The organism is Azospirillum brasilense (assembly GCF_003349955.1).
GTDB classification, from domain to species: Bacteria; Pseudomonadota; Alphaproteobacteria; order Azospirillales; family Azospirillaceae; genus Azospirillum; species Azospirillum brasilense_B.
The window spans coordinates 45,914-60,569 of record NZ_QLKQ01000046.1 but is presented as its reverse complement, the minus strand read 5'-3'; the positions used below and the strand labels follow the sequence as shown (position 1 = coordinate 60,569).

Sequence of the window (14,656 nt, the reverse complement as noted above, 5' to 3'; positions counted from 1 at the left end):
GGCGGAGCATCGGGCGGGGGGCCGTCTGGCGGCAGACCCGGATCGGGTGGTGCGCCGTCCGGGGCGACCGGCGGCGCGCCATCATCGCCGAGCCAGCTTGGAACGAGGGGCGTGCCGCCGCCCTGACCACCGAACGCGCTGGAGGTGCCCATCACCGAGCTCCCTGGCGGGTGCGCAGTACGCCGTTGGCCGCAACTTTCAGCATAAGGCCGCCGTCCTTGCCCCATGTCTGCAGCAGGCGGTCGAAGCGTTGGACGGCTTCGGCGTCCTTGATGACGCCTTCCCAGCCGCCGCAAACCCATGGGCCCAGCCGGTCTCGAGGCAGTGCGTCGAGGAAGTCAATGAGCGCGCCTTGAAGGGCGGGATGCGCCTTGATGAGGACGGCGAGCCCGGCCGCACCGGGCGGTTCGGTGTCAAAGGCGTCGGCACCGACGATGCGGCCGCGCACCGCTTCGAAGACCTGCGCCGCTTCCGGTGGGGCGAGCCGCTTGAGATCGGCCTCGAGTCCCTGGACGGCGAACTTGCCTCCGAAGAGTTGCTCAACGACGGCGGCCAGATGCCCGAGCACCGACGCCGCACCGAAATAGTCCTTCCGGTCCTTTGCCACGAACAGATAGGGACGGAGATCGTCGCTGCCGATCATCGTCGGGACCGCCGCCCACGCCCTGATCGCCGGGGAGGAGAGCCACTCGCCGAGCAGCGCGCTCTCGGTCGTTATTACGGCTTCGAGTTTGGGGGCAGCCTTCGCCGCATCGCCGTCCTTGCCGGCTGATCTGGCGGGCTTGGCCTTCGGCTTGTCGTCCTCTTTGGCGGTCGCGGCGGCTTCCAGAGCGGCCAGGTCGGGGCATTTGCCGTCGGGTGCTGCGGCCGCAGCGGCGGCGATCTGGTCGAACAACCGCGGGATGAAGCGTTCGGCAAGCATCAGCTTCGCCAGGACCGGGAGCTTCACGTCGTCACCGAACCCGCGTGCCTCGGCCGTTCGTTGGCGCAGGACCAGGGTGTTAAGGAAGCGTTTGATCTGGCGCGGGTTGCCCTTGGTGCCGCTGGCCAGGATCGGCCCGATCTGATCGCTCAGCGCCAGCGCATTGTTCGCGCGGGAGGCCTTGTCGCCGAGCGTGGCCCTCACCGTAGCAGAGTCCAGCGCGCCCGATGTCCAGGGGCGTTTCAGGCGCTCACGGGCGACGCCGATCAAGGCATTGAATGCCGGATCATCATCGCCGAGTTCGGCGCCTATGAGCAGGAGGGTCACGTAGATGCGGGTTTCGGTATCCCCCAGAGCGGGAATCCGGAACGGGACCTGGATCAGTTTCTCAAGGTAGTTGCGCGCATAGGTCTGGGGGCCCGTCGTATCCGGCAGATCGGGGAAATGCTTGCGCACGGCGTATTCGATCATCGCCTCATCGGCGGCAACGACGAACGCGGTCCGCGACGTGAAGACGAAGAGACGGACCGCCTCCAGGGTTTCGATGGCGGTGTCCGGGAGACAACGGTCGAGGTCGTCGATGAGGACGACGAGCTGCTCGACACCCGCCTTTTCCAGGAGGCTGTCGAAGGCTCTCCGAAAGGCATTGATCTCCTCGGGGACATTCGCGCTTTCGCCGTCCTTCTCCTTCAGGAGACCCTTCACGTCGTCGATGGCGGACTGAACATTGTCCTTGGTGGCGAGCGTCGCCGGGTCGGCCAGGATGCCCTCCAACGTGCCGATGATCGCGGTGATCTGGTCGGGGGTCGGGATGCCGGTGAAGGCGGTGAAGGCCAAGCCTCCCGCCTTTTTGGCGACCTTGAGCCAGTCGATGCGGCGGAAGACGTCCTTCACGGCTTCTCCGGCCCTGGTCAGCGCCGGTCGCTTCTCGATGAGCCCTGTGACGATTCCCTCGATCAGCGCGATCTTGGCGTCTTCGAAGCCCTGGAAGCGCCATCCGTTGAACTTGAGGCAGAGAACCTTCGGTTCCGTATCGAAACCGGCTTCGATCATCTCCAGGACGCTCGATTTGCCTGCGCCCCAGTCGCCGTGCACGCCGATCGTCACCGGTTGGTCGGGCCGGTCCCTCAGGAGCTTGATGATCGTCGTGGCGATCGCCTCGTTGTTGAGGAGGTCGACCTTGGTTTCGTTGTCGGTCAGGATCATCGGCTCAATCCGTTCTGATCGAAAAGCTCCCTTACCGGGATGAAGGGGGCCCCGCTTTAGCAGCCTTGTACACTTTTCGTTCAAGAACCGCCTTCAGCGGATGCAACCTAATTCAAATACAACCTCCGGGGAAGATCTAACTTCTCTCCTGCTACTGCACAGCAAACGGAGAACGCCCTGTTCCTTCGAACGCGTCATGAGCGGGTTCAGATACCTCCCGAGCGGATGTATGATCCCCTGATCGGCAAAGCTCAAATGTCTGCTTCTGGCGCAAAGCGGTCGTAAGCGACGGTCCGCATCTGGTCAAAAGCCGTTGGCGTGGATGTGGTGAAAGGGGACACCAAGTTCGAGACCATCGATCCTGTGTAGACTAGGGTCCCCATGGGCGGCCCGAGTTCACCTCCGTGTCGTGAAAAAGGAGCAAAAATTGCCTTGAACTCGCCCGAGGGTTCCGCTGATAGGGTGAGGATTTGCCAAAAAACGGCTGTCGGTAGGCGGAATGGAGAATAAATGCGGTAATTTTTAGTAATATATATTTTGAATCAACATTCGTTATGAGTAATTTTGCGGATAACACCTGATTAAAAAGAAACTATTTTCTAGAAAATTCACTATTTTTGATTCATATTTCTATATAAGTTTATGAAAAACATGGGCTGCGCAGAATTCAATGGTGGGGGCGTAGATGGGGGTAGGCTTAGTCAGGCCGACGATCAACGATGACCCGATTCTGGCCATCCGCTTTCCTGAAGATGGGCAATGCAGGGCTAGAACAGTCGTTTCGCGCTCGCGCGTACGCCCGACCGGCAAGTACCCAAGTTGGAAGATGGAGCGAATGCTCCAGTGGGAATCTCCTCACGAGCTAAACGCCTTTCGCATCCTCGACGCAGATCCGGCCGTATTGTCCTTTCAAGAGCAACCGGTCGAACTCAAATTCGCTTTTCGCGGCGAAAATAGGCGTCATTACCCAGATTTGCTGGTGCACACGGGTGCCGCACGAGAGTTCTGGGAGATCAAGGCGGACCACGCGGCGGTAGATGACGAAACGGCCGAGCGTACGCGCCTGTTGAGCGCCGCCCTGCCGCGCCATGGCTATACCTATCGGCTCGTGTTAGGGGTTTGCCTCGCAAAAGGCCCCCGGCTTGCGAACGCTTTGACCCTATTGAGGTATGGTCGCGAAGGCTTGACTGCGGTCGAGCGGGAGCGGGTGCGTATGCTGTTTTGCAACGGCCGGGTGACCTGGGGGGATGTTCTGCGCGGCGTGCTTGGGGAGCGCGGGCGTCGGCAGATTTGCCGCCTAGTGCTTGAGGGTACCATTGGCTTCGATATGAAGCATGCCCTCATGGATGATACGCCCTTGCGCTGGGCTCTATCTGTGAGTCAATGAGATGGCGACCTCAGCTTTCCGAGCCGGTGCGGAAATATTTATCGATGGGTCAGTGCACATCCTTCTCCGCAAGATTTCCGATGCTATTTGGCAGATTGAGGAGAAGAATAGCCGGCGCATCAAGGAGGTTACCGACGATTTTCTTCGCTTACAGTATGTAAGCGGAAAGCTGATCTTCCTGACAGGAAAGATGATCCCAGACGCTCCGGGAAAAAGCTACCGGGATGTTTCTAAAGAAGCCTTCGAGATTGCCAAGGTGCGACGCGCCTATGTCATGGCCGTGATCGATCTTCCTGCCTCGAAAGAGCTTTTTGTTCCAATAGCCGAACAACTTTGGACTAAAATCGGACAACCTGTAAGGTCCCCCAGCTTTTCCACCGTGATGAGATGGAGAGCGACTTTTATTGCATCGGGCCGGGATATAATGAGCTTGGTGCCAAACGATGGGAAAAAAGGGAACCGGACATCCCGCTATTCACAGGAGATTCTGGATTTGGTCAATGGGGTTATCGAGGAAAAATACCTCTCGCTTGAACGGAAAACGATCCAGGATGTTCTTGATGAAGTTACAATTCGGGTGCAGCGGGAAAATGACCTGCGCCCAACTTCCTTGCGACTGCCCCTCCCAACAAGGCGTTTGGTGACGCGTCTGGTCGAGGCTATCCCTGCTTTCGATAAATATGCCGGACGCTATGGTCGTGCGGCCGCAATGCAAAAGTTTCGCTCCGTCCAAGGCCATCGCATCACAACTGCTCCGCTTGATCGGGCCGAAATCGATCATACGCCTCTCGATTTGATGGTCCTGGACGACAGAACAGGGCTTCCGTTGGGTCGCCCATTCGTGACGGCATGCATTGATGACTATTCTCGTTGCATCCTGGGGATTTTCATAAGCTTTGAGCCACCCAGCTACCTTACAGTCGCACGTTGCCTGCGGGATGCCTTTCTGCCCAAGACTTGGCTTCAGGAACGCTATTCGAAGGTGAGCCATAGTTGGGATGCCCATGGGGTGATGCGGGAACTGGTTGTCGACAATGGCGCAGAGTTCCATAGCGACAGCTTGGAGGCCGCCTGTTGGTCTCTCGGCATTGAGATCCATTACGCGCCACGTAAGACCGGTTGGTTCAAGGCGAAGATCGAGCGTTTCCTCGGGTCCATGAACCGAGGAATAGCGCATGGCACGCCGGGCACTACGTTCAGCAACATTTTTGAAAAAGATGAATATGACCCGTCCAAGCATGCAGTGATTCGTCTCAGTGTGCTTCAGGAGATGATTCGCATTTGGGTAGTGGATTACTACCATCAGAAACCCCACCGGACACTGGGTGCCCCCCCGGCCCTCATGTGGGCGTCCAGCATTCGCCCGGAGGACATTCTCGTCCCCGACGACCCCGCACGCCTCGACGCCATTCTGGGCCGGGCCGAAGGGCGCGTTCTCAGCCACCGGGGCATTGAGCTGGATGGCCTATTCTACAATTCCCCGGAGCTCACCGGTCTCCGCATGAGGCACGGCGACCGCCTCGATGTAGAGATCCGGATTGATGATTCTGACATTGGTAAGATCATCGTCCTGGCGCCTGACAAGATGCGGATGTTCGAGGTCCGTTGCCTCTCGTTCGAATACGCGGATGGTTTGTCACGCTGGCAGCACAAAGTGTGCAAGCGGTTCGCGGCGAACCATCTCGGAAAGAGCAATCCTATGGCTTGGCTGAAAGCCAAGGAGACCATCGCACGTATCATCGACGAGGAATTTGCCCATAAGCGACGAAAGTCTGCCAAGCGGCTTGCCCGCTATCAGAGTGTGGAGACCGTCCAATTACCCAAGACGAGCCCCTCTTTGGCAAAGCAGGCTCCATCAGCAGCTACGCCAGACGAGGCACCGGAAGCGGCTCCCTTTCCGACTTCGGAGCGTTCGCCGGAACACCCTTCTGCGGAGACGCCTGCACTTAAATCGCCTTCAAAGGCCAAGAAGCGGTTTGCGCCGGTTATCCGTGACCGGAGCGCCGCTATGTCCATGGATTTTGCCGATGATAAAAATTAGTGATGACCCACGCAGGGTAATTGAAAACACTCTCGTCCCCCATACAGCATTCAACAGTGCGATCAAAAGCCTGAATCAGTGCTTCGAATATGCTCAGGGCTGCAGTGAACCGGTTTGTCTGGCATTGCTCGGAGAGTCGAGAACGGGCAAATCACGAGCTCTCGAAGAGTGCTATGTAAAGCATCCACGTCACCGCACGCTGGAAGGCATGGTCATCCCCATCGTTCGGGTGAAGGCTCCATCGAAGCCGACGGTGAAAGGGCTCGTGGAGATGATGCTCCACGATATGGGCGATCCACGGTCTTCCAATGGCACGGAAAACCGGAAAACGACCAGGCTGTTGGAACTCATGCGCGGCGCTTCGACCAGGATGCTGATGGTCGATGAGTTCCAACATTTCTACGACAAGGTTTCCCATAAGGTGATGCACCATGTCGCCGATTGGTTGAAGATCGTCGTCGATGAGGCCAGGATCGCGCTCGTGGTCTCGGGAATTCCGACGTGCCGCGCAGTGCTCGATCAGAATGAACAACTCGCCGGACGGTTTCTGGCGCCCATCAGCATGCCCCGGTTCGATTGGAACAACGATGACCACCGCGAGGAGTTCGAAGCGATTCTTGCCGCCTTCCACGAGTCCATGTCCCGTCATTTCGACCTTCCGGAACTGGATAGCGAAGGCATGGCATTCCGCTTTTACTGCGGCACTGGCGGGCTCATCGGTTACGTCGTGAAGATGTTACGGCAAGCCGTTTGGGATGCCCTTGATGAGGGTCGCAAGGTGATCACGGTGGCTGATCTCGCGGATGCCCACCAGCGGTCGGTCTGGGCGACCGACGGCATCGTCGGCATTCGGCCATTTGACCTGAGTGCGTCCGTGGCACTAAACGAGCTGTCGTTGTCCATGGCGGCACAGGTGGGCGTCAAAGCTGAGGAGCCTGCTCCCAAGCGGAAGGTGGCTACCCGCAAGAAATGGAAAACGAGCCAGATTCTGTCCGCGCAATAAACGAGGAGGGTACTCGGTGCTGTTGGTGAGGACACCTCTCCCCTATCCCGATGAAAGCCTGTCTGGCTTCATGATCCGCGTGGCTGAAGCCAACGGCTACGAATCTATGGCCGATATCTTCAGTATCGCTGGCGTATCGAGCCGATGGCGCGGCGGGTGGAAGCTTGAAATTGACCGCGTCGAAAAAATACTGAATTTCAATCCAGGGCAGCTTCGCCCTCTCTCATACACCAAATCCAGCGCACAATCGGCTAAGGGTTTCCTCCTTGGGCGGGATATTAGTCGAGAGCACCTGGCCGGCGCCAAGCCGCGGGTCTGTCCCGACTGTGTCGAAGAATTGGGCTACATTAGCGCCAACTGGGATTTGCGATTTATGATCGCCTGTCCCAAGCATCGCAGGTCAGCCGTGTTCCGGTGCCTTGAATGTGGCAAGCCCCTAAACTTGTATCGTCCCAAGTTGCTCGGATGCCGCTGTGGTGCCGATTTGCGGGATTTCCCGACTGAGTCGGTGGAGGATCACGTACTCGAACTGCAGGCCGTGTTGGCGGCGAAGGCGTTGAAGCAGGAATGTCCGTCCGTGAGCGCTTGCGGGCTGCCAATGCCGGACCTGGCGGCCATGTCTTTGCGCACACTGTTGTCGGTCGTCGCCGGCCTCGGCGCGCAGAGGATGGAAAACCACGGGATGGTCGTCAACGCTCTCGAACTGGTGGCGGAGCACGCAGCCAGCGCGTTAAGCCGGTGGCCAGAGGGCTTTCGTTCCCTCCTTAGGGAAACTGGTGCTGCGGCCACCCAGCGGAACCAAGACTCCTCGCTCAACTTCCGCAAAGCGTTTGGCAGTCTTTACGACGGACTTTTCAAACGCGGCCTACCGTCGCAGGAGGTGGAGTTCCTTCGGAAGGCATTCGTCGAATTCGGCGTGGACGAATGGACCGACGGGTATGTCGACAGCAGGCTTCTCCGCGGCATATCAACGGAAGGTCGGCGTTATCAGTCGATCAGCCATTTGGCTACAGATTTGGGCATCATGCCATCGACAGCCAAGCGGTGGGCCCGTATGGGCTTGGTGCCGATGGCCGAAATCGACCATGCGACGAGGCGGTACGTTGGGATGGCTGGCCCCGTATCGATCCCACGCCGGTCGGATGGGCGGTCATTTGGCAATCGAGAGGCTGCGGCCTACCTCGAAATTCCGGTCAGTGTTCTGAAAGCACTGAGAGAGTCTGGCCATTTCGAGGTCCGCCATATCGGGACGTTCCTTAAATCGTTCCACGAAGCTGACGTGCGGTCGTTCAATGACCGATGCATGGCGGTCGCGGATAGAAACGGCCCGACAAACGCCAGTTTGAATAGTCCTGCGTCCTCCATCGCCCTGGGGACCGCCTTGAAAACCCTTCGCTTTCTGTCACACCAAGCGAAACGGGACGTTGTGGTGGCTTTCCTCCAAGGTGACATTCGCTGTTTGGGACGAAGTGGGGATCGAATGGGCGGAATACTCCTCGACTTCGAACAGGTCCGGAAATTTCAATTGGATAGTCGGAGCACGATCTTCAAATCGGCTCGCTCAGCGATAGAAGTGGCAGATCTGTTGCGGTGCGACATCTCCGTGGTTGCGTCGCTCGTCCATCAGGGGCTATTGGAAGCCTTGCCCGGCATCGCCAATTTGCGCGTCACCGCAGCATCCTGCGCAGCCTTCCGCGAGAGATACATATCAGCCAATGAGCTGGCCAAGCGCCATGGCGTGGGGATCAGACGCGTGCTCGGGCTGTGCACGGCAGCTGACATCAAGATGATCGCTGCAGAGCGAACTGGCGGCCGCAGCAAGCAACTCTTTATTCGGCGGGAAAATGAGGGCAGCATAGAGCTATACATCCTAGCTCGTCAGGTGAAAGTAGCTCGTCAGGCGAAAGCACCCAAGCGGGACAATTCGCGGGAGCGTCTCAAAAGTTATTTTGACAATCTTCGAAACGCAGGGGCCTTATTGCCGCGTCGAGGCAGGCTTCCGAATAAGATTGCGATAGCGAAGGCCGCTGAGATCGACCGCAGTTTCCTTTACAAAAAAGAATGCATAGCACTGCTCGAATCTTTTGATGTTGAAGACCGCTCCCGTGCCTCAATCGAAAAACGTGACGACCTGATGGCTCTCAACCGCTACCTCGCCGAGATTAGGCGTCAGGGTACTTTGTTGCCGCGAATGCCTGGGGGGAAACCCAATAAACGTGCCATCGCTGCCGCCTGCGGGTTTCGGCGAAACCTATTCTATTCCAACCCGGCCGTAGCAACCACTTTGGAGGATTTTGCCCGGAACGAGGGGGGGGGAAGCCTTAGCGTAATTGCTCACGGGGCTGGCAACGCTGGCGTTCAGGCGACAGCGAAGGTGCCGTCGACGAGGGCGCGGATGGCGTTCCAGGCGGACTGACCTTGCAAGCGAGCGGTTCCGGTGACGGATCGATAGCCGGCATGGATGCCCGGCCCCCAGGTTGATCGGAAGCCGTTGGTGACCTTGCGGAAGATGACGGAGGGTCGGATTTCCCGCTCGCTGCCGTTGTTGGTTGGCGGGACACGGCGATCGGCGAGGAAGACGAAGAACTTGCCGCGCCATGCCTTGATCTGGCGTTGCAGGTCACGCCCGGCGGGAACGCCGAGCAGGGCATCGAGGCCGCGGTCGGCCCTGGCGGCGTAGGCAGCCAGCGTGCTGTCCTTCAAGGTGGGGCGCCGCTTGCCGATGCGGATGGCCCAGCGCAGATGGTCGCGGACTTTGGGGGCGACGACGGTGTCGCCGCAGTCGATGGCGTACTGGACGTCGCGCAGGACGTGGGCGAGGCAGACTTGGTGGGCGTTCCCCAGTTCCTGCTGTCCGGCGTAGCGGTCCGACACCCAGACCTCGGGCCGATGGTCACCGAGAACCTGCGCCGCGACGCTCCGGGCCCGGCTGGGGACGATGTCGTGCAGCACAGCCTTGTCGGAATGGAAGACCCACTGCCACTGGGTGACGCCGTTCACCCGCGTGGTGGTTTCGTCGGACGCGATGACCGGCGCGGTCAACAGCTTGGCCTTGATCGCCGCGCGGGCCGTGTCGAACGCCGCCCCCATCCGCCGGAAGCTGTTGGCGATGGCGCCTTCGGAGATGGTCAGCCCGAACACCTCTTTCAGCATCCGCGACAGACGCTCGAAGCCGACGTGATGGCTGTGGTGAAGATAGGCCAGCAACGAGCGGATCCCCGGCCCAAACGGTGTGCCCGGCGGCATCAAAGCCGGAGGCTCTGCCCGATAGCGACGTCTGCAGTCGCCACAGCGACCGCCGAACAGTTCCACCCGTGTCACCACCGGGCGGATGACCGGAAGGTCGATGTGATCGTAGCGGTGCCGGCAGCGCTGGGGCATCGCCGATACCGCCGTCCCGCAATGAGGACAACTCTCGGCCAGACGCCGCTCCGTCTTGTCCGGCTCCTCGCCCAGCGGGCGCGACACGCCGGGACGCGATGGCCGCGGCTTGCGCCGACGCTTGGCCGCCGACTTCGAGCCAGGGCGGCCGGGGCCGTCCTGCGACGGCGGCGTGTGGGAATTCGACGACGTCTTGCGCGGTTTGCCGACCAGCGCCTCGAGTTCCGAGATCCGCGCCGCCAAGCGCTCGATCAAAGCCGCCTGCTCCACAAGCAGGGCATCCTTCTCGGCATCACTCAGGCGGTGGCGCGGGAGCTTTCCCATCCCGACGTTGACTCATATTCAACGAGGTGGCGCAACCCTTTTCGCCAGCCTCGTGAGCAATTACGCCTTAGCGGCCACTGATCTCCATGCGGAGTCTGAAAGGGGCCATTCGGCCCCTTTCGTTTCACTTACCGAATTCTCAGCTTATGGAGTGGCGATTCTCAGCTTATGGGGCGTCATTCGCAGTTTATGCGCAAACCGACAGACGGCGAGCCGTCGCGCTGCTGACCGCCCTCAGGCGCATTTGGAATAGCCGCAATTGAGGCAGCTGTCGCAGCCCTCCTGACGGATCAGACCGGGCTGGCCGCATTTCGGGCATTGCCGGAGATTGGCCGGCTCGGCCCCGATGACCACCGGCGTTGAAACGGGGGCGTCGGCGGCGGAGGGCGGCGCGGTCAATGCCCCGTTGAGCAGCCCGTTGTTGGGCAGCATGCCGATGGCCTTCAGGTGCCGTTCGATCACGTCACCGATGGCCGCCAGAAGGGACGGGACGTAGCGGCCCTGCATCCAGGCACCGCCGCGCGGGTCGAAGACCGCCTTCAACTCCTCCACCACGAAGCCGACCTCGCCGCCGCGCCGGAACACCGCGGAGATCATCCGCGTCAGCGCCACGGTCCAGGCGTAATGCTCCATGTTCTTGGAGTTGATGAAGACCTCGAAGGGCCGGCGGCGGCCGTCCTCCACGATGTCGTTGATCGTGATGTACATGGCGTGGTCGCTGTCCGGCCAGCGCACTTTGTAGGTTTCGCCGGGCAGGGTTTCCGGACGATCGGGCGGCTTGGCGATCGGAGGGGGAGGCGACGCCGTTGCCTCCTTCTTCACCGACAGGACGGAGCCGGTGACCGCGTTCGGACGGTAGGTGGTGCAGCCCTTGCAGCCCAGCTCGTAGGCCTGCCAGTAGACGTCCTTGAAGGCGTCGAAGGGCAGGTCCTCCGGGCAGTTGATGGTCTTGGAGATGGAGCTGTCCACATGCCGCTGGGCGGCCGCCTGCATCACCACATGCTCCGCCGGGGTCAGGGACTGCGCGTCCACGAAGTAATCGGGCAAGGGGGCGTCGGCCCCGAAGCGCGCGCGGAACAGGCGGTGGGCGTGGTCGCTCACCTCCTCCGTCCGGCGGGTGCCGTCGGGCATCAGAACGGCGCGCTCGTAGCTGTAGGAGAAGACCGGCTCGATCCCCGACGACACGTTGTCGGCGAACAGCGAGATCGTTCCGGTCGGTGCGATGGAGGTCAGAAGGGCGTTGCGGATGCCATGCTCCGCGATCAGGGCGCGCACGTCCTCGTCCAGGCCGCGTACCATCGGGGCGTTCGGATAGGCGTCACGGTCGTAGAGCGGGAAGGCGCCCTTCTCCGCGGCCAGCCGGGCGGAGGCGCGGTAGGCCTCGTTGCGGATGGTGCTCAGCCAGGACTCGGTCAGCGCCACCGCCGCCTCGCCGCCGTAGCGCGTGCGGCAGAGGATCAGCGCGTCGGCCAGCCCGGTGACGCCCAGCCCGATGCGGCGCTTGGCGTGGGCCTCCCGCGCCTGCGCCTCCAGCGGGAAGCGCGAGGCGTCGACCACATTGTCCATCATCCGCACGGCGAGCGCGGTCAGCTCCGTCAGCCGGTCGGTGTCGAGCCGGGCCGTCTCCTCGAACGGGTCGATCACCAGGGCGGCGAGGTTGATCGAGCCGAGCAGGCAGGCCCCATAGGGGGGCAGCGGCTGCTCTCCGCATGGGTTGGTCGCGGAGATGGATTCGCAATAATTCAGGTTGTTCTGCCCGTTCACCCGGTCGATGAAGATGACGCCCGGCTCCGCGTAGGCGTAAGTGGCCTGCATGATGCGGTCCCACAGGCCGCGGGCGCGCACCTCGCGATGGACCTGCCCGTCGAAGACCAGCGGCCAGGGTCGGTCCTCGCGCACGGCGTCCATGAAGGCGTCGGTGACCAGGACCGACAGGTTGAACATGCGCAGCCGCCCCGGCTCGCGCTTGGAGTCGATGAAATCCTCGATGTCGGGGTGGTCGCAGCGCAGGGTCGCCATCATCGCGCCGCGCCGGGCGCCCGCCGACATGATGGTGCGGCACATGCTGTCCCACACGTCCATGAAGGACAGCGGGCCGGAGGCGTCGGCGCCCACGCCCTTCACGAGGGCTCCCTTGGGCCGCAGGGTGGAGAAGTCGTAGCCGATGCCGCCGCCCTGCTGCATGGTCAGCGCCGCTTCGCGCAGATGGGCGAAGATGGCGCCGAGATCGTCCTCGATCCGTCCCATGACGAAGCAGTTGAACAGCGTCACCGTCCGCCCGGTGCCGGCCCCGGCCAGGATGCGCCCGGCGGGCAGGAATTCGAAGCGGGACAGCGCCCGTTCGAAGCGCGGCGCCCAGACCTGAGGATCGGCCTCGGGCGCGGCGAGCGCCGTGGCGACGCGGCGCCAGGTATCGGCGATGGTTTCGTCGATGGGGTCGCCGGCGGCGGACTTGAAGCGGTACTTCATGTCCCAGATCCGCTGGGAAATGGTGGCGATCCCCGTCATGCGTCCTCCCCTTGCGCGGGCGGCCGGTCCATGGCGCCGGTCCGCCGACAGCGGTGTCCGAAGAGTAGGGGGCGCTCTTCCAGTGGTCAACCCGACCGTTCCTCTTGCGTTCCGGCCGTCAGTTGCTGATCCGCTCCCGCTGGTCCGGCATGGCCTTGAGCGTCGCCACGATCCGGCCGCTGTCGGCACCGGCCCCGCACAGGCCGAGCGCGGTCTCGCCGAAGTCCACGAGGCTGTGATGGCGCGGGGCGGGCGCCCGCTCCAGCGGCACCAGCCAGGCCGCGTGCCCGCGCGCCGTCAGGGCGTCGAAATAGCCGCGCTGGGTGTGGAACGGGATGTTGGTCTCGCGCGGGTCGCCGATGACGAAGACGCGGCGTTCAGGATCGCGCGGGATGCGGTCGAGCGAGGCGGCGGGATCGAACCAGCCCTGCGGGCGGGCCAGCAGTGTCCGCAGCCCGCGCGCCTCCAGATAGGCGCGGTAGGCCGGCGCGCCGGAGGAGATCACCGCGCAACGCAGATCGTGGCGGCGGGCCAGGAACTCCGCGGTCAGCGTGCCGCCGGCGCTGTGCCCGCCCAGAGCCCATGCCGTCACCCCGTAGCGGGTCTTCAGGACGTCGAGCAGTGCGTTCATCAGGGCCGCCTCGCGCGGCGTGTGGCGCGTCGTCCAGAAGCGGCCGGAACTGCCATAGGCGCCGGGCCGGGCGAGGAACAGGAAGGGGATGCCGAACCGCTCCGCCAGGGCGCGTTCCTGGTCGATCATGGCGGCGACGCCCAGCCCCTCCTGGTGGCCGACGGAGGTCGGCTTGGTTCCCATGATGTCGCCGTGCATCCAGGCTGCGGCGATGGGGTTGGGGCCGGGGCGCAGGCCCGCCGCGTAGTAGCGCAGGCACTCCCCGCGCCCGTCCACCTCGACCCAGGCGGCGGTGTGCTGGGCCTCCAGCACGGCGCAGTCCTTGCGGGTGATGGTGACGCCCCCGGTCACCGCGGCGTTGGAGAAGCGTTCCCCGCTCGGCTGCGACTGGGCTCGCGCGTCCGTCGCCATCGAAATCGCCAGGGCGAGCCCGGCGAGGATGGCGAAGGCCGCGCCCCGGCGCATCAGGAGGCGGTTTCGCTCACCGCGGCGGCGGCCGGTTCCGCCGCCTTCGGCCGCACGGTCGCCGGCCCGCCGGCGGCGACGACCAGCCGGTCGGTGGCCGCCTCCAGCCGCTCCTCCAGCTCCTGCATGGCCTTGGCGCGGCCCAGGCCTGCTGGGATGGGGGGCAGGAACTCCACGATGATGGTGCCCGGCCGCTTGATGAAGCTGTTGCGCGCCCAGTAGAGGCCGGCGTTCAGCGCCATCGGCACGATGGGGATCTTGAGATGGTCGTAGAGCACGCCGACGCCGATCCGGTAGGGGCGGTAGGCGCCGACGGCGACCCGCGTGCCCTGCGGGAAGATCACGATGGGCCGCCCCTCGTCCCGCACCGGGCGGGCGTTGCGGACCATGGACGCGACGGCGCGGCCCTTGGCGCCGCGGTCGACGGCGATCATCCGGGACCGGGCGGCGTACCAGCCCCAGATGGGAATCCACAGGAGCTCGCGCTTCAGGATGATCGCCGGGTCGTTGACGAGGAAGTGCAGCTTCATCGTCTCCCAGGCCGACTGGTGCTTGGCGGCCAGGAGGAAGGACCCGCTCTTGGGGACGTGCTCCCGCCCGCGCACCTCGTAACGGATGCCGACGAGCGTGCGCTCCAGCCACGAGACGGTGCCGAAATACCACGTGATCACGCGGATCATGCTGCGTCGCGGCAGCAGCAGCGACCACAGGATGCCGACGCAGATGACCGCCGTCCACACGTAGAAGGCGACGTTGAAGGCGAGGGAACGCAGGAAGATCATGGCCGG

At 62.6% G+C, this 14,656-nt stretch carries 9 protein-coding genes; 4 read left to right on the top strand and 5 right to left on the bottom strand.

Annotation, left to right across the window (positions count from 1 at the left end; genetic code table 11):
- Nucleotides 1–151: 151 nt before the first annotated feature.
- Nucleotides 152–2,128, bottom strand: a complete 1,977-nt coding sequence (qatA, locus tag DXK32_RS19860; RefSeq protein ID WP_114860084.1) for a Qat anti-phage system ATPase QatA — start codon at nucleotides 2,126–2,128, stop codon at nucleotides 152–154.
- A gap of 685 nt (nucleotides 2,129–2,813) precedes the next feature.
- Between qatA and DXK32_RS19855 the strand changes: the two genes are divergently transcribed.
- The 4 genes from DXK32_RS19855 to DXK32_RS19840 are packed head-to-tail and all read left to right on the top strand — an operon-like array spanning nucleotide 2,814 to nucleotide 8,975.
- Entirely contained in the window at nucleotides 2,814–3,515 is a 702-nt protein-coding gene (locus tag DXK32_RS19855) for a TnsA endonuclease N-terminal domain-containing protein (RefSeq protein ID WP_114860083.1), read from the top strand.
- 1 nt (nucleotide 3,516) lies between these two features.
- Entirely contained in the window at nucleotides 3,517–5,556 is a 2,040-nt protein-coding gene (locus DXK32_RS19850; RefSeq protein WP_114860082.1) for a Mu transposase C-terminal domain-containing protein, read from the top strand.
- Nucleotides 5,543–6,559, top strand: a complete 1,017-nt coding sequence (locus tag DXK32_RS19845; protein ID WP_114860081.1) for a TniB family NTP-binding protein — start codon at nucleotides 5,543–5,545, stop codon at nucleotides 6,557–6,559. Before DXK32_RS19850 ends, DXK32_RS19845 begins: the two co-directional genes overlap by 14 nt.
- 16 nt (nucleotides 6,560–6,575) lie before the next feature.
- Nucleotides 6,576–8,975 carry a TniQ family protein gene (locus tag DXK32_RS19840; protein ID WP_162801263.1) on the top strand — a complete coding sequence of 800 codons (2,400 nt, stop codon included), beginning with the start codon at nucleotides 6,576–6,578 and terminating at the stop codon, nucleotides 8,973–8,975.
- Here DXK32_RS19840 and tnpC read toward each other — a convergent pair.
- The 4 genes from tnpC to DXK32_RS19820 all read right to left on the bottom strand — a co-directional run bounded on the left by tnpC (nucleotide 8,918) and on the right by DXK32_RS19820 (nucleotide 14,650).
- Nucleotides 8,918–10,264 carry an IS66 family transposase gene (gene tnpC, locus DXK32_RS19835; RefSeq protein WP_114860079.1) on the bottom strand — a complete coding sequence of 449 codons (1,347 nt, stop codon included), beginning with the start codon at nucleotides 10,262–10,264 and terminating at the stop codon, nucleotides 8,918–8,920. The genes DXK32_RS19840 and tnpC overlap by 58 nt on opposite strands.
- 234 nt (nucleotides 10,265–10,498) lie before the next feature.
- Nucleotides 10,499–12,772, bottom strand: coding sequence for an adenosylcobalamin-dependent ribonucleoside-diphosphate reductase (locus DXK32_RS19830; protein ID WP_114860078.1), 2,274 nt, complete (start codon nucleotides 12,770–12,772; stop codon nucleotides 10,499–10,501).
- A 118-nt stretch (nucleotides 12,773–12,890) separates the two neighbouring features.
- Complete coding sequence (locus DXK32_RS19825; protein ID WP_114860077.1) at nucleotides 12,891–13,868, bottom strand: alpha/beta hydrolase family protein; 978 nt, start codon at nucleotides 13,866–13,868, stop codon at nucleotides 12,891–12,893.
- Entirely contained in the window at nucleotides 13,868–14,650 is a 783-nt protein-coding gene (locus DXK32_RS19820; protein ID WP_114860076.1) for a lysophospholipid acyltransferase family protein, read from the bottom strand. Before DXK32_RS19820 ends, DXK32_RS19825 begins: the two co-directional genes overlap by 1 nt.
- Between the last annotated feature and the right edge of the window lie 6 nt (nucleotides 14,651–14,656).

What these genes read in the sequence shown, in the direction of transcription:
- qatA (WP_114860084.1), bottom strand. Translation starts at nt 2,128, where the DNA reads ATGATCCTGACCGACAACGAAACCAAGGTCGACCTCCTCAACAACGAG.
- DXK32_RS19855 (WP_114860083.1), top strand. Translation starts at nt 2,814, where the DNA reads ATGGGGGTAGGCTTAGTCAGGCCGACGATCAACGATGACCCGATTCTG.
- DXK32_RS19850 (WP_114860082.1), top strand. Translation starts at nt 3,517, where the DNA reads ATGGCGACCTCAGCTTTCCGAGCCGGTGCGGAAATATTTATCGATGGG.
- DXK32_RS19845 (WP_114860081.1), top strand. Translation starts at nt 5,543, where the DNA reads ATGATAAAAATTAGTGATGACCCACGCAGGGTAATTGAAAACACTCTC.
- tnpC (WP_114860079.1), bottom strand. Translation starts at nt 10,264, where the DNA reads ATGGGAAAGCTCCCGCGCCACCGCCTGAGTGATGCCGAGAAGGATGCC.
- DXK32_RS19830 (WP_114860078.1), bottom strand. Translation starts at nt 12,772, where the DNA reads ATGACGGGGATCGCCACCATTTCCCAGCGGATCTGGGACATGAAGTAC.
- DXK32_RS19825 (WP_114860077.1), bottom strand. Translation starts at nt 13,868, where the DNA reads ATGCGCCGGGGCGCGGCCTTCGCCATCCTCGCCGGGCTCGCCCTGGCG.
- DXK32_RS19820 (WP_114860076.1), bottom strand. Translation starts at nt 14,650, where the DNA reads ATGATCTTCCTGCGTTCCCTCGCCTTCAACGTCGCCTTCTACGTGTGG.